This window comes from Streptomyces sp. NPDC051105, from assembly GCF_040682795.1.
Lineage (GTDB): Bacteria > Actinomycetota > Actinomycetes > Streptomycetales > Streptomycetaceae > Streptomyces.
The window spans coordinates 187,675-202,314 of the sequence record NZ_JBFBBR010000006.1; the positions used below are offsets into that span (position 1 = coordinate 187,675).

At 68.9% G+C, this 14,640-nt stretch carries 15 protein-coding genes, 1 pseudogene and 1 riboswitch; of the genes and pseudogenes, 8 read left to right on the forward strand and 8 right to left on the reverse strand.

The window, feature by feature from the left end:
- Positions 1–54: 54 nt before the first annotated feature.
- A complete protein-coding gene (locus tag AB0N16_RS17205) occupies positions 55–924 on the forward strand; it encodes a hypothetical protein (protein WP_365797424.1) in 870 nt (289 codons plus the stop codon).
- Between the two features lie 89 nt (positions 925–1,013).
- On the opposite strand, the pseudogene AB0N16_RS17210 reads toward AB0N16_RS17205, so the two are convergent.
- Together AB0N16_RS17210 and thiC are read right to left on the reverse strand one after the other, a co-directional pair.
- Positions 1,014–1,121 (reverse strand): annotated as a pseudogene (locus AB0N16_RS17210) (LysR family transcriptional regulator); the annotation flags it as partial.
- A gap of 251 nt (positions 1,122–1,372) precedes the next feature.
- The gene (gene thiC / locus AB0N16_RS17215; RefSeq protein ID WP_365797426.1) at positions 1,373–3,193 is read right to left on the reverse strand and encodes a phosphomethylpyrimidine synthase ThiC; all 1,821 of its coding nucleotides are present in this window, start codon (positions 3,191–3,193) and stop codon (positions 1,373–1,375) included.
- Positions 3,186–3,363, reverse strand: a riboswitch (TPP riboswitch). (Overlaps the previous gene by 8 nt.)
- Positions 3,364–3,434: 71 nt before the next feature.
- On the opposite strand from thiC, the gene AB0N16_RS17220 reads away from it, so the two are divergent.
- Positions 3,435–4,955: a YibE/F family protein gene (locus tag AB0N16_RS17220; protein WP_365797428.1), complete on the forward strand. Its 1,521-nt coding sequence runs from the start codon at positions 3,435–3,437 to the stop codon at positions 4,953–4,955.
- Between the two features lie 150 nt (positions 4,956–5,105).
- Here the strand turns inward: AB0N16_RS17220 and AB0N16_RS17225 are convergent, their stop codons facing one another.
- The 4 genes from AB0N16_RS17225 to AB0N16_RS17240 all read right to left on the reverse strand — a co-directional run bounded on the left by AB0N16_RS17225 (position 5,106) and on the right by AB0N16_RS17240 (position 7,346).
- Complete coding sequence (locus AB0N16_RS17225; RefSeq protein ID WP_365797430.1) at positions 5,106–5,543, reverse strand: SsgA family sporulation/cell division regulator; 438 nt, start codon at positions 5,541–5,543, stop codon at positions 5,106–5,108.
- A gap of 103 nt (positions 5,544–5,646) precedes the next feature.
- A complete protein-coding gene (locus AB0N16_RS17230; RefSeq protein ID WP_365797883.1) occupies positions 5,647–6,372 on the reverse strand; it encodes an IclR family transcriptional regulator C-terminal domain-containing protein in 726 nt (241 codons plus the stop codon).
- A gap of 274 nt (positions 6,373–6,646) precedes the next feature.
- Complete coding sequence (locus AB0N16_RS17235; protein ID WP_351695787.1) at positions 6,647–6,859, reverse strand: DUF5326 family protein; 213 nt, start codon at positions 6,857–6,859, stop codon at positions 6,647–6,649.
- A gap of 169 nt (positions 6,860–7,028) precedes the next feature.
- Positions 7,029–7,346, reverse strand: coding sequence for a cupin domain-containing protein (locus AB0N16_RS17240; RefSeq protein WP_365797432.1), 318 nt, complete (start codon positions 7,344–7,346; stop codon positions 7,029–7,031).
- 60 nt (positions 7,347–7,406) lie between these two features.
- Here AB0N16_RS17240 and AB0N16_RS17245 point away from each other — a divergent pair, with 60 nt between their 5' ends.
- The 5 genes from AB0N16_RS17245 (at position 7,407) to AB0N16_RS17265 (ending at position 11,130) form a co-directional block, all read left to right on the forward strand.
- Complete coding sequence (locus tag AB0N16_RS17245) at positions 7,407–7,784, forward strand: phage holin family protein (RefSeq protein ID WP_365797434.1); 378 nt, start codon at positions 7,407–7,409, stop codon at positions 7,782–7,784.
- Between the two features lie 7 nt (positions 7,785–7,791).
- On the forward strand, positions 7,792–8,283 hold the full coding sequence (locus AB0N16_RS17250) for a low molecular weight protein-tyrosine-phosphatase (protein ID WP_365797436.1): 492 nt from the start codon (positions 7,792–7,794) through the stop codon (positions 8,281–8,283).
- Complete coding sequence (locus AB0N16_RS17255) at positions 8,280–9,428, forward strand: cystathionine gamma-lyase (protein WP_365797438.1); 1,149 nt, start codon at positions 8,280–8,282, stop codon at positions 9,426–9,428. Before AB0N16_RS17250 ends, AB0N16_RS17255 begins: the two co-directional genes overlap by 4 nt.
- A 230-nt stretch (positions 9,429–9,658) precedes the next feature.
- Positions 9,659–10,564 carry a LysR family transcriptional regulator gene (locus tag AB0N16_RS17260; RefSeq protein ID WP_365797440.1) on the forward strand — a complete coding sequence of 302 codons (906 nt, stop codon included), beginning with the start codon at positions 9,659–9,661 and terminating at the stop codon, positions 10,562–10,564.
- Positions 10,565–10,647: 83 nt separating this feature from the next.
- Entirely contained in the window at positions 10,648–11,130 is a 483-nt protein-coding gene (locus AB0N16_RS17265; RefSeq protein WP_365797442.1) for an NUDIX hydrolase, read from the forward strand.
- Between the two features lie 4 nt (positions 11,131–11,134).
- On the opposite strand, the gene AB0N16_RS17270 is transcribed toward AB0N16_RS17265, so the two are convergent.
- Together AB0N16_RS17270 and AB0N16_RS17275 are read right to left on the reverse strand one after the other, a co-directional pair.
- Positions 11,135–12,592, reverse strand: a complete 1,458-nt coding sequence (locus AB0N16_RS17270) for a globin domain-containing protein (protein ID WP_365797444.1) — start codon at positions 12,590–12,592, stop codon at positions 11,135–11,137.
- 275 nt (positions 12,593–12,867) lie between these two features.
- Positions 12,868–13,527 carry an HAD-IB family phosphatase gene (locus AB0N16_RS17275; protein WP_365797446.1) on the reverse strand — a complete coding sequence of 220 codons (660 nt, stop codon included), beginning with the start codon at positions 13,525–13,527 and terminating at the stop codon, positions 12,868–12,870.
- 193 nt (positions 13,528–13,720) lie between these two features.
- On the opposite strand from AB0N16_RS17275, the gene AB0N16_RS17280 reads away from it, so the two are divergent.
- The gene (locus AB0N16_RS17280) at positions 13,721–14,587 is read left to right on the forward strand and encodes a GNAT family N-acetyltransferase (protein WP_365797448.1); all 867 of its coding nucleotides are present in this window, start codon (positions 13,721–13,723) and stop codon (positions 14,585–14,587) included.
- Positions 14,588–14,640 lie beyond the last annotated feature (53 nt).

The following is a 14,640-nucleotide window of genomic DNA, read 5'->3' on the forward strand; positions in this document are numbered from 1 at the left end:
TCTGCCCGACGGCTCGCTGGCGTGCGAGCCCCAAGCCCTACGGAGCATCGGGGGATGCACATGAACAGCGTTCCGCAGCACCTGCACAGCGAGGACCGCCAGGAATACGAGCGGATCCTCGATGAGGCGCTGCGCTCCGCCCCTTACCGTCCCGAACTGGCCGGTTCCGGCCAGCATTTGAACTCCGAACAGCTGCGCACCATGGCGCTCAACGCCACCGCACTGATAGCGGCGGCCGCGGCGACCGAGTACCAGCACTATGTGAAGGTCCGCGAGGAACTGCGCAATCCGGCGCGGTCCACCCCGGCCACCGTCCATGAGGCCGACTCCGCGGAGTCGGCCACGGGCGGTGCGATGGGGCTCGCCACCACCCTCGGCGAGGCCGCCGAGACCACCGGCGCCGGCGGCTTCGCGCTCGCCCTGGTCCTGGCGCCCGTGCTCGCCGGTACCGCCGCCGCGATCTTCCTGCTCGTCGGCTACGCCCTGAAGATGCTGGACCCGGCTCCGGCGTTCGCCCAGACCATGCTCACCGCGGGCTGGGTCTTCGGCGTCGTGACCGCGGCCGCCATCCTCATGGCCGGCACCGGGCTGCTGCTCACCGCACTGCGCAACAGTCCCTCGCTGGAGGCCGGAGCCTACGGTGAACCCGGTGGGGAGGTGGCCAAGGCCAGGGACGCCTGGCGGGACGCCCTGCTGGAGCGCGGCATCCTCCCCTTCCTGCGGGAAGCTCTGGCCACCGAACCCGGCACGGCCGGACTGCGCCCTACGACGCCGTCGGCCCCGGGGGGCCGGATGCCGCGTCTCGGCTACGACCGTCCCGGTTTCAGCACCGACGACGGCACCGCACCCACCGCCCGGCCGAGCTTCACGAGCCCGGACTACACCAGCCCGGACTTCGGAGGCCCGGAACACCAGCCGGAATAACCCGGCTTGCGCCCCCGCCCGGGGGCGCAAGCCGGACACCCGGTCACGAGACACGGACGCGAAGCCGACCGGCAGAGCGCTCGCGGAGTCATCTGGCGCACCCGCCCGGTCGTGATCCCCAACACCTCGGCGGTCCGCCCGAAGTGCAGTTCCTCGGCAAGCGTCAGGAAGATCTCGGTCTCCAGTCGCTCCAGCATGAGCCCACCTCGGCGCTTAATCCGGCTCAACGGTCGTATGCCGATCACGCCTTGATGGCTCGCCCCCCGGCCGATCATGGAAGGCACCCCCATCCAGTCACTCATGAGACCGGATCCGCAGGTCTACCTCCGCGACCCGGACGGCAACGCGGTGGAGCTGCGCTGGTACCCGCAGGACGCCGAAGGGTGACCGAGCCGACGGCGTCGGTCCAGGGTGTCCGACAACCCGGACCGGCACCTCGGCCAGGAACTCACTCCGCCAGCGGCAGATACACCCGGTTTCCGCTGGCCGCGAACTCCTTCGACTTCTGGAGCATCCCCTCCGCAACCTCCTCGGGAGACACCCCCTCAGCCGCCCCAGCACCGAACCGCTCCGTGATGCTGTGGCTGATCTTCATCGAGCAGAACTTCGGCCCGCACATGGAGCAGAAATGGGCCGTCTTCGCCGGCTCCGCCGGAAGCGTCTCGTCGTGGAACTCGCGGGCCGTGTCCGGATCCAGGGCGAGATTGAACTGGTCCTCCCACCGGAACTCGAAGCGGGCGTCGGACAGCGCGTCGTCCCACTCCTGCGCACCCGGGTGGCCCTTGGCGAGGTCGGCCGCGTGGGCGGCGATCTTGTAGGTGATCACGCCGGTCTTGACGTCGTCGCGGTTGGGCAGGCCGAGGTGCTCCTTGGGCGTGACGTAGCAGAGCATCGCCGTGCCCCACCAGGCGATCATCGCGGCACCGATACCGGAGGTGATGTGGTCGTACGCCGGCGCGACGTCCGTGGTCAGCGGGCCGAGCGTATAGAACGGAGCTTCATCGCAGATCTCCTGCTGAAGGTCGATGTTCTCCTTGATCTTGTGCATCGGGACATGGCCCGGGCCCTCGATCATCGTCTGTACATGGAAACGCTTCGCGATCCGGTTGAGTTCCCCGAGCGTGCGCAACTCCGCGAACTGAGCCTCGTCGTTGGCGTCCGCGATGGAGCCCGGGCGCAGGCCGTCACCCAGCGAGTAGGTGACGTCGTAAGCGGCGAGAATCTCGCAGAGTTCCTCGAAGTTCTCGTACAGAAACGATTCCTTGTGGTGCGCGAGGCACCAGGCCGCCATGATCGACCCGCCGCGCGAAACGATGCCGGTCTTGCGGTGGGCGGTGAGCGGCACATACGGCAGGCGCACTCCCGCGTGGACGGTCATGTAGTCCACGCCCTGCTCGGCCTGTTCGACGACTGTGTCCCTGTAGATCTCCCAGGTCAGCTCCTCGGCCCGGCCGTCGACCTTCTCCAGGGCCTGGTAGAGCGGAACCGTGCCGATGGGGACGGGGGAGTTGCGCAGCACCCACTCGCGCGTGGTGTGGATGTTGCGTCCGGTGGAGAGGTCCATGACCGTGTCGGCGCCCCAGCGGGTTGCCCAGGTCATCTTCTCCACCTCCTCCTCGATGGAGGAAGTCACCGCGGAGTTGCCGATGTTGGCGTTGACCTTCACCAGGAACCGCTTGCCGATGATCATCGGCTCGATCTCCGGGTGGTTGACATTGGCCGGCAGCACGGCCCGTCCCGCCGCGATCTCCTCACGGACGACTTCGGGGGAGACGTTCTCCCGGATGGCGACGTACTCCATCTCCGGGGTGACCTCACCCCGGCGGGCGTACGCGAGCTGTGTGACCGCCTCGCCGTCCCGGCTGCGGCGCGGCTGGCGCGGGCGGCCCGGGAAGACCGCGTCCAGGTTGCGCAGCCCGCCACGCGGCGAGGTGTGCTTGATCCCGTCGTCCTCGGGACGGACGGGGCGGCCCGCGTACTCGGCGGTGTCGCCGCGGGCGATGATCCAGTTCTCCCGCAGCGGCGGCAGGCCCCTGCGGACGTCGGTCTCGACGAGCGGATCGGTGTACGGGCCGGAGGTGTCGTAGAGCGTGACCGACTGCCCGTTGGTGAGATGCACCTGACGGACCGGCACCCGAAGGTCGGGGCGCGAACCCTCGACATACCCCTTGTGCCAGCCGATGGACTTCCCTGCTCCTTGGGGGGTTTCGCCCGCAATGGGCTGTTCGTCCTGGCTGAAGGCAGGCGTGCGTACGTCCTTGTTGGCCATGAGACCTACTCCCTACGCCGGCATTACCCGGTAACAGGTTCGGCGGTCGACGCAGCGGCTTCCGTCAGGCGGCGTTTCATGTGAAACATCACTCGTTCCACGTGGAACATCGCGAATACGGAGGTCAGCGCCCTCTCAGCCCGGTGCTCCGAGCTCCCGCGTGTGCAAAGGTGCCTCCACGCTAGCGTCAATTCGGGCGCGGTGAACAGAGGGCCCCTGCCGTTCTTGCGATGATCGGGCGGTGACCACGACACAGCAGCACCCCTATCCGCCCCCCGACCCAAGGCGCGGCAACGGCGCCGCACAGGGCGGCGGAACCGGCCACGGGGGCCATGGTGCCGGTGACGGACACGACCACGGGCAGGGCCACCAGTACGACCAGGGGCACGCCCACAGTCACGACGACGGCCATACTCTCGGCCACCCGCCCGGCCAGGGATCCGGCCAGGGCGGCTCCGGGTCAGGCGGCGGGCACGGTCACTCGCACAGCCACGGCCCCGCCGCGCCGGTCTCCAAGCATCTGCGCAAGGTCATCGCGGCGATCCTCATCCCCTTCACCGCCGCGGTCGTCGTCGGCCTCGTGGTGCTCTGGCCCGGTGGCGCCCCGTCGCACGAGCGCACCGGCGTCGGCTTCGACCGGCAGACGCAGGCGGCCACGGTCACCAAGGTCGTCTCGGTCAGCTGCAAGTCGGTCAACGCTTCCGGGGACAGCTCGACCGGCGACACCTCCACCTCGGAGGGCAGCTCCGCGAAGCAGGAGGAGGACGGCACCTGCAAGAAGGCCACGGTCCGGGTCGACACCGGCAAGGACAAGGGCCGCACGTTCACCGAGATCGTGCAGCCCGATCAGTCACGTCAGCTGGACGAGGGCGAGAAGGTCGTGGTCGCGTACGAGCCCTCGGCGCCCAAGGACCTGCAGTACTCGGTCACCGACGTGAACCGGAAGTTCCCGATGGCCCTGCTGGCCGGGATCTTCGCACTCGCCGTCGTCGTGGTGGGCCGGCTGCGTGGTGTGATGGCGCTGGTCGCGCTGGCCGTCAGCTTCCTGGTGCTGACCCTGTTCATCCTGCCCGCGATCCTGCAGGGCTCGAATCCGCTGCTGGTGGCGGTGGTCGGGTCCAGCGCCATCATGCTGATCGCCCTGTACATGTGCCACGGCCTGTCGGCCCGGACCTCGGTGGCGGTGCTCGGCACGCTGGTCTCGCTGTGCCTGATCGGCGTCCTCGGCTCGGAGTTCATCGACTGGGCCGCGCTCACCGGCAACACCGACGACAACACCGGGCTGATCCACGGCCTGTACCCGTCGATCGACATGAGTGGTCTGCTGCTGGCCGGCGTCATCATCGGTTCGCTGGGTGTCCTGGACGATGTGACGGTGACCCAGACATCGGCCGTCTGGGAGCTGCACGAGGCCAACCCGACGATGGGCTGGCGCGGGCTGTACCGGGCGGGCATCCGCATCGGCCGGGACCACATCGCCTCCGTCGTCAACACTCTCGTCCTGGCCTACGCGGGCGCCGCGCTGCCGCTGCTGCTGCTCTTCTCGATCGCACAGAGCAGCGTGGCGACGGTCGCCAACAGTGAGCTGGTCGCCGAGGAGATCGTGCGCACGCTGGTCGGCTCGATCGGCCTGGTCGCCTCGGTGCCGGTCACCACGCTGCTCGCGGCGCTGGTGGTCTCGGCCGACCGGCAGAGCAAGGAAGCCGTCGCGGCCGTGGAGGCCCCGGCACGTGGCGGGCGAGGGCGTCGCCGGAAGCGGTGACCGTGCGGCGAGGGGGCGGTGGGCGGCGCAAGAGGAGGGTCCGCACGAGGAGAAGCGCGCCGGCAGCCGCCCACGGACGCGCAGAAGCGTTCCTGCGCGTCCTCACGCGGTTCGGTGGAGCGTCTCGCGTCCCGTGCCGTATCGCTCGCTTCAGCCCGCGCTCTGTTCCTCGGCCAGGATGCGGTCCAGTGCCTCGTCCAGATGGGCGTCGAAGTCGGCGAGCGTACCTTCCTGGCCCAGCGGCACCAACTTGTCGGTACGGTCGAGAAAGGCCACCAGCGGTGGTGCCGAAGACCGGAACACCGCCTGGTCGCCGCCGACCTGAAGCCTGATCAGGATCTCGCCCAGCACCTCGGAATCGGCGGGTGCGATATGCACATCGCCCTCCCCGCACGGCCGGCCCACCCCGTCGATCAGCAACTCACGGCCGAAGGCCCAGGTCACCGGCGCATCCCCGGGCAGATGGAAGGTGAGCCGCACGGCATACGGATCACAGGTCTCGTAGCGCAACTCCACGGGGATGCGGAAGGAGAGCTCCTCCGAGACGAGAAAGCTCATCATGACTTCTGCTTGTACGGACTCGCGCATCGCCTACCCCGTCATATGACACCGACTGGCCGGGATTTATCTATCCCTTTGATGGTGGTCAAATCTTGCTGAACGTACACAGCAGATCACAAGGAGTGAGTTTTCAGATACTGATAGCGATCGCCAGAGAACCCAGATGCCGTCCCACCTCCGTCTGCAACTGCCGTGCGGCGGGCAGCAGCCGGTCTGCCTGGTGAAGAGGGAGGGAGATGGCCACCGTGGCCGCCGTGGTGCCGACAGTGATGGGGATCGCCGCGCACACCGTGCCCAGTGCGTACTCCTGGCGCTCCACCAGCGGCGCCATCCGCCGCGTCCGCTCCAGCCGCCGTAGCAGCGCGTGATCGTCACGGACCGTGTAAGGGGTGAGGGGCTGCAGGGGATAGCGGTCGAGATGGTCACGGCGGGTGTTCTCGTCCAGCTGGAAGAGCAGACACTGGCCGACGGCATGGGCGTGCCCGGTCTCGCGGAAGTCGGCCCACTCCTCGACCGCCGGGTTGCTCGGGGAGTCGGAGACGCACACGACCTCGATCTCGCCGTCCCGGTACATCGCGTAGTAGACCGGCGCGCCGATCGAATCCCGCCAGTGGGCGAGGGTGTCGACTACCGTGCTGCGACGTTTCTGCTGCGCTCCGCTGCTGCTCAGCCGCTCCGCCGCTTCACCGAGGAAGAACAGGCCCTTGTCGCGGCGCAGATAGCCCTCGTGGACGAGGGTGCGCAGCAGGTGGTAGGCGGTGGGCAGCGCGAGGCCGGTCTCGCGGGCCAGTTGTTTGGCGGGGGCGCCGTGTTCGTGTCCGGCGACACACTCCAGCAGCCGCATCGCACGCTGCACGGAGCCGATGAGGGTGGCCGAGTGCGGCTGTGCGGGGTCGGCCGAGGTGGCCGGCCGCTGCACGGGGGGTGTGCCGGAACGGCGTTGGGTGGGGGGCGGTGGAAGTTCCGTGGGTGCGGAGGTGGCGTCAAGCGTGGCCAAGGGTCACTCCCGGAGCGCGAGGGGGTCAGCGACTCTAACCGTCCGCCACCGCTTCCAGTCGGCCCGTGCGGGAAACTTCCCTCCCCCGAGGGAACCGGTGATTCCTGTTACCGGTCACCGATTCCCACGGTCCTCACCAGTCGCTCTTCGACGAGGAGTTCGACATGAACTTCCGCACGATGTAGATCAGTCCCCCGACAAGCGCCACGAAGATCAGCAACTTGAAGAGCAGGTAGGCCAGGAAGCCGACGATGGAGCCGATCAGACCGCCGAAGACCACCAGTGCGATGACCGGCACCGCGATCCACTTCACCCACCACGGCAGACCTGTGAAGATCTCTCGCATTGCCCTGCCCTCTGCTTTCCCGTGCGCTTCGGCACGTACGGTCGGTCTCGTGCCTGCCGCACGATGCGATGTCCTGCACTCGATGCTAGAGCCGCGAGGGTGCCGTTCGGGGGCCTCTGATCCCTTGTCCTCCCCTGACCTCTCCCCTAGGGAACCCTGAGGGGAGAGGTCAGGCCTCGGGCGGAGAGAAGACGACCAGGACCCTCAGGTCCTCGCTGATGTGATGGAACCTGTGGGCCACCCCGGCCGGCACGTACACCACGCTGCCTCGCGCCACCTGCGTGGTCTCCAGGCCGACGGTGATCGCCGCGCGGCCGCTGACGACGAAGTAGACCTCGTCCTGGTTGTGCGGCTTCTGCGGGTCCTGCTCGCCCGCGTTCAGGGCGTAGAGGCCGACCGACATGTTCCGCTCCCGCAGGAACTGCAGGTAGGCCCCGTCGTTGGCGGCGCGTTCCGCCTCCAGTTCGTCCAGCCGGAATGCCTTCATCGCCGTTGTCCGCCCTCGCCCCACTGCTCGTATCTGATCTCGTCTGCCACGATCAGACACATGAAGAATTTCGTAGTCAAGACGATCGCCAACGCGGGCGCCCTGGCCGTCGCCGTGTGGCTGCTCGACAAGATCACCCTGACCGGCGACAGCACCACCAAGAAGGTCTGGACGCTGATCCTGGTCGCCCTGGTCTTCGGCCTGGTGAACTTCCTGGTCAAGCCGATCCTGAAGATCCTGACCTTCCCGCTGTTCATCCTCACGCTCGGTCTGATCACCCTGGTGGTCAACGCGCTGATGCTGCTGCTGACGTCGTGGGTGTGCGACAAGCTCGACCTGAGTTTCCACGTGGAGGGGTTCTGGACGGCCGTTCTCGGCGGTCTGATCATCTCCATCGTGTCCTGGGCCCTGAACATGATCCTTCCCGACTCGGACTGAGTCCCCGATGACCTACCGCGTCTGCTTCGTCTGCACCGGCAACATCTGCCGTTCCCCGATGGCCGAATCCGTCTTCCGGGCCCGCATAGCCGAGGCCGGGCTCGACGACCGTGTCGAGGTCGACAGTGCCGGCACCGGTGGCTGGCACGAGGGGGACGGCGCCGACCCGCGCACCGTCCGCGTCCTCCAGGAGCACGGCTACTACGGCGACCACACCGCCCGCCAGTTCCAGGCGTCCTGGTTCGCCCGCCTCGATCTCGTGATCGCCCTCGACTCCGGCCACCTCAAGTCCTTGCGCCGCCTCGCCCCCACCGAGCAGGACGCACGCAAGGTCCACCTGCTGCGCTCCTACGACCCCGGTGCCGCCGACGACCTCGACGTACCGGATCCGTACTACGGCGGTCTGGACGGCTTCGAGGAGTGTCTTGAGATGGTGGAGGCGGCGAGCGAGGGCCTGCTGACCGCGGTACGCGACACAGTGGAGGGAACGACGGCATGAGCGATTCCGAGTCCGGCTTCGGCTCCGTGGCGGGTGATGGCACGCGCGCGGTGCGCGCGGGACTGCCCGAGCCGGTGAAGAACGAACCGACCCTTCCCGGGCCGGTGTTCGCCGCACACTTCCACCTGCCGGGCGAGGTCAGCGGACCGTACGCCTACGGCCGTGACGAGAACCCGACCTGGACCCATCTGGAGCGCGCCATCGGCGAGCTGGAGGCGCCCGGTGAGGACGTCGAGACGCTGGTGTTCGCCTCCGGTGTGGCGGCCGTCGCGGGCGTGCTCTTCTCGCAGCTGCGCGCCGGAGACGCGGTCGTGCTGCCGTCCGACGGCTACCAGGTGCTGCCCCTGGTCCGCGCCCAGCTGGAGGCGTACGGCATCGAGGTGCGCACCGCGCCGACCGCCGGCGACGCCCAGCTCGACGTCCTGGACGGGGCGAAGCTGCTGCTGATCGAGTCGCCGTGCAACCCCGGGCTCGACGTGTGCGACATCCGGCGGCTTGCCGAGGCGGCACACGCGCGTGGCGCCCTCGTCGCCGTCGACAACACCCTCGCCACCCCGCTGGGCCAGCGGCCGCTGGCGCTGGGCGCCGACTTCTCCGTGGCCAGCGGCACCAAGCAGCTCACCGGGCACGGGGACATCCTGCTGGGGTACGTCGCCGGGCGGGACACGGCGGCCATGGCCGCCGTACGCCGCTGGCGAAAGATCATCGGCGCGATCTCCGGACCCATGGAGGCCTGGCTGGCCCATCGCTCCCTGGCCACTCTCCAGTTGCGGGTGGACCGGCAGAACGCCACCGCCCTGGTGCTCGCGGAGGCGCTCCGCGACCGGCCGGAGGTGACCGGACTGCGCTACCCGGGACTGTCCGACGACCCCGCGCACAAGATCGCCTCACAGCAGATGCGGCGCTACGGCTCGGTGATCTCCTTCACGCTGCCCACGCGCGCGCGTGCCGAGCGTTTTCTGGAGGCCCTGCGGCTGGTCGACGACGCGACGAGTTTCGGCGGGGTGCGCTCCACGGCCGAGCGGCGGCGGCGCTGGGGCGGGGACGACGTGCCGGAGGGTTTCATTCGGCTGTCGGTCGGAGCCGAGGATCCCGAAGACCTGGTGGCCGATGTGCTCCGCGCGCTCGATGAGTCGGATCGGTGACCGGATTACGGACGCCCTCGCCGACCCGGCTACGCATAACGGACGGTCCGAGCCTCCCCCCTCGTGGCTCGGACCGTCCCGGTTCCCGCGCGCCAAGAACCGCGCGACCAAGGCTAGTTGACTCTGCGTCAGTGTCCAATCACTGTAGGGGCAGAGACCTATCGACTTATTTATAGTTGTGGACCTGCCCCCGAGGGCCGACGGGGGCAGGGAGAAGGGGAGGGTGAGCGATGGATCTGGCCTTGCTGCGGACCTTTGTGACCGTGCACCGGGCCGGCTCCTTCACCCGCGCCGCCGCCCTGCTCGGACTCTCGCAGCCGGCCGTCACCTCTCAGATCCGCACGCTGGAAAGACAGCTGGGCCGTCCGCTCTTCCTGCGGCAGGCCCGTGGGGTGACCCCGACGACCATCGGCGACGAACTCGCCCACAAAGCAGCCCCGCACCTCGACGCGCTCGTGGAGATAGCGGAACGCGGCCTCGACGACGACTCCTCGGTACGTACCCTCCATCTCGCCGGCCCGCCGGAGTTCACCGCCGAGCGCGCCCTGCCCGCCCTCTCCGAGCTCGCCGGCGACGACGGCCAGGGCTTCGCGCTGCGCGCCTCGTTCGGCACCGCAGAGGAGACCCTGGAAGGGCTGTCCGCCGGACATCACGACCTGGCCATCAGTACGGCCCGGCCGCGTGGCGCCCTGCTCACCGCCACCGCCCTCTGCGACGAGGAACATGTACTGGTCGCCGCTCCCCGCTGGGCCGAGGAGATCGGGACCGGAACGGTACGGGACAAGGGCGCGCCCGTCCTGGAGAACCTGCCCGTCGTCGAGGTCCACGAGTCGCTGCCCTTCGTCTCGCGCTACTGGGGCTCCGTCTTCGACGCGCGGCCCGCTGCCTCCGGCACGGTTGTCGTGCCCGATCTGCGCGCCGTCCTCGCCTGCGCGGTCGCGGGCGCCGGCCTTGCCGTGCTGCCCCGCTATCTGTGCACGGCCGCCCTGGACCGAGGTGAGGTCATGGCGCTGCACGAGCCCGCTGTACCCCCGCTACGGACCTACTTCCTGGTGGTGCGGACCGGCACACTCGCCATGCCGCATGTGGCGCGGGCACACGAATGGCTCCAGCACGCGGCTGTGGACTGGGGCTGAGAACGTCAGGGGGTGACACGATGCGCCCGTACGGTGGCGCTTCGCGATGTTTCACGTGGAACCAGCTGGGCCACATTTCTCCCATGACCGTCCGACCCGTGGTCAAGCGCACCGCCCGTGCCGTTCTCCTGGACGGCGACGACCTGATCCTGATCAAGCGCACCAAGCCAGGTGTCGATCCCTACTGGGTCACCCCCGGTGGCGGGGTCGAGCCGGAGGACACCACTGTCGTCGACGCCCTGCATCGCGAGGTACACGAGGAACTCGGCGCCAAGATCACCGACGTGGTGCCCTGCTTCGTGGACACCGTGGAGCACATCGGCGACAGCGGCAGCACCACCGGCGTGAAGGTGCAGCACTTCTTCGTCTGCCGACTGGAGTCCATGGACCCGGCCCTGCGGCACGGCCCCGAAGTCGACGAGCCGGCCGGCGAGTACGAGATCGTGCGCGTCCCCTTCACCCGCGTCGGGATCGCCTCCGTGCACCTCGTACCGCTCTCCCTGCGGCACTACCTCGACGGCAACATCGAGGGCGTACGGGCCATGCACGCTCCCGACCTCGGTTGACGGATCAGTCGCCGACGACGACCAGTTCCTCGACCGAGTCATGCCGTATCCGGTGCGCCGGGATGCCGACGTCCCGCAGGGCGTGCACACCGTTGCGGATCATGCCGGGCGGGCCCGAGAGATAGCCGTCGTAGCCGGTCCATGGGCCGTAGGCGCGGATGGCGTCGGGGAGCTGGAGATGCGCCTGCTGGTCGACGACCGCGCGGACCGAGAGCCAGGGATGGCTCTGCTGGAGCCGGAGCAGGGTGTCGATGTCATACAGGTCGTGGTCGGTGCGGGCGCCGTAGAACACCTCGACCGGGCGGCGTACGCCGCGCTCGGCGATGTCCTCGACCAGCGCCTTGATGGGGGCGATGCCGGTGCCACCGCCCAGGCAGAGCAGTCCGTTGTCCTTCGTATGGTCGACGGTCATCGAGCCGACGGGCGGGCCGAGGCGGATGACGTCACCGGGGCGGGCGCGGTGCACCAGCGCGTTGGAGACCCAGCCCGCCGGAACGGCCTTCACATGGAACGTCAGCAGCCCGTCCGAGCGGGGCGCGGAGGCAAAGGAGTAGTGCCGCCAGACCCTCGGCCACCAGGGCGTCTCCATGCTCGTGTACTGCCCGGCGAGGAAGGGATACGGCTGGTCCGGGCGGACCGTGAGCACCGCGACGTCCGCGGTCCTGAGGTCGTGGGCGACGACCTGCGCATGCCACCAGGCCGGTGCACGCAGTTCGTCCGCCGACGCCGCGTCGATCATCACCTGGGACATCGTCGTGTACGCCCGCACCCAGGCCGCCTCCGTCTCCGGATCCCAGATGGCCGCGGCGTACTTGCTCAGCGCACCGATGAGGCACTCGCCGACCGCCGGGTAGTGCTCCGCGCGGGTGCCGTACTTGCGGTGGCCGCGACCCAGATTCTGGAGGTACTCGACCAGGACGGGCGTGTTGTCGATGTGCTCGGCCGCAGTGAGCAGGGCCTTCAGCAGCCGGTCCCGCTGGGTGTCCATCGCGGCCGGGAACAGCGGACGCAGTTCGGGATGGCGTACGAAGAGCAGTGCATAGAAGTACGAGGTGACCCTGTCGGCTATCGGAGCGACCTCGGCCATGGTGCCGCGGATGCGGATCGCGTCCGGGGAGGCCTCCGGACGCGGCTGTGCGCTGCGCTGCGGCGGGACGTGCTGTTGAAGCGTGGGGGGCACTGGCTCTCCGGCCGTGGGGGCGAAGCGGCCGGGGGCCGGGGGCCGCCCGGCCGGCGGGGCCTGGGCGGGGTTCTGGAGGCGGGCCGGCTCCTCTGTCGGCGGTATTCGCTCCCGGGCCTCTCCGGACGCGGGACGGTGGCTCCGGGGAGCCTCCTGCTCCCCGGCCGGCGCCACGACCGGATGCTCGGCGGCGGGCTCGACCGGGGTGTTGCTGGGGGACGTGAACCAGCTGCTTCCGCCGGCCCCGTCGTTGCCCGCCGACGTGGTGGTCGGAGCATCCATGGTGTGCCTCGCCTCGAACATCTTTCGGTCGGTCTGCACTTCACTCGGAAGGTGCTTGTATTCCCCCGTTGACGGCTAGCTCTCCCCGGCCAGGCCCGTGGCCGACATGGCCACATTGAACCCATGCTTCCTTCGCGTACGGACAAGTAAGGCGAAAGTGTGACATGGGCCGCAGTCACTCGCGCCAGAACGTCTCATCCGGGACATGAACCGGAGTCGACCCTACCGGCCGTCGCTCCGCACACAAGTCCCCCCTGTCTCCCCCGCCAATCCCACTAAGGGCGACCCATAAGGTCCCTCAACTCCCGAGCGCCGCTCGCCAATTCATAGACATCCCATAGATCACGGCCCGTGTAGGAGTACGTCGCGAGACCGGCGAGATGTCCGTCCGCATTGACCGCCACGGACACCGGAACCACAGCGAACAATTCCCTGTCCGACACGGAATCCCCATACGCGACACAGTCCGCTCGGCCAACCCCGAACTGCTCGCACAGGCGGTCCGCGATGGTCACCTTGGCCGCAGGATCAAGGATGCCCGCCGGGTCCACCGGCTCCACGAAGGGAACCGCCGGGAAACGCGATCCGAAGGCCGCATGGGCTCCCCAGTCCAACAGGCGCTCCACGAAGAACGAGGGAGAGAGCGAGACCACCGCGCAATAGTCACCCGCTTCCCTGATCTCGGCCCAGACCTCCCGGATACGGGCCAGCCAAGGCGCTCCGGCGAATGCCGCGGCCACCTGCGCATCGGTCAACTCGGCCCAGAGGGAGTACACCCGAGCCGCATACTCCGGCGGGGTTATCCGTCCTGCCGAAATCGCCCGATCAAGCTCCACCGTCTCGGCTTCCAGGCCGAGTTGCCGGGAGATCTCGACGGGGGCGGAGGTGCCGTGCAGCAATGTGCCGTCGAGATCGAAGAGATGAAGTCTCGCCATGGGCCCCCAGGCTAGCGGGAAGGGTTCACCACCCTCGAAGAGGTCACGGGCAGCGGCTGAGTGGGGATGTTTCACGTGAAACGTCCCTTGTCTGTCCTGGGGCTGCGCTCAGGGCTACGGCATGACCAAAAGCGCGTGCGTCTACCTGGAAACAGGTGGACGCCGCGGGTGCCGGTCGGACAGCCTGACCTGCGTGCCCACTCCTTCCGTCGCCACCCTGCCCATACGCCGACTCACGCCACGCGATCTCACCGCCTGTGCCGACTTGTCCGAGGATCGGGGATGGCCCCGCGAGGAACACAAATGGCGCCTGCTCCTCACGGCCGGGAAGGGGTACGGGATCGACGACCCCGGCGGGGGGCTGGTCGCCGCCTGTGTCATCACGGAGTACGGCCCGGGGGAACGCCCGAATCTCGGCGCGATCGGCATGGTCCTGGTTGCCGAACGGCATGCCCGTCAGGGCGTCGGGCGCCGACTGATGCGCCACATCGTCTCGGCTATGGGGACGACTCCGCTGACTCTGTACGCGACGCCGTACGGCCGTCCGCTCTACGAGGAGCTGGGGTTCAAGACCACGGGACGCTCGGAGATGCTGACCGGGCCCTTCACCCCGGGCGGGGCCGAGCCCCGGGTGGCGACACGGGCGGCCGCGGCCGAGGACCTCCCCTCCATCCTGCGGCTGGACGCAGAGGTGTTCGGTACCGACCGCACACCTCTCATCGCCCGCCTGCCCGCGTTCTCGGACCAACTGCGTGTGGCCGTGGACGGCGACCGGATCGTCGGCTACGCGGCCGCCTGGCCGAACATGGCCACCCATGTCGTCGGACCGCTGATCGCCCGGGACACGGAGACGGCGAAGTCCCTCATCGCCTCACTCGCCGACCACACCGACCGCCCACTCCGCACCGACATCGACATCCGGCACGAGGAACTGCTGGCATGGGCGAAGGAGCGGGGGCTGGCCTCCGTTGCCATGAACTCCGTCATGACTTACGGCCTCGCGGAGTTGCCGGGAGACTGGACACGGCGCTTCGCACCACTGACGGTGGCGGCCGGCTGAGGATCTCCCGGTCCGGCGAACGCCGACGGCCTCGGCGGCGCGCTGGGCCTCGG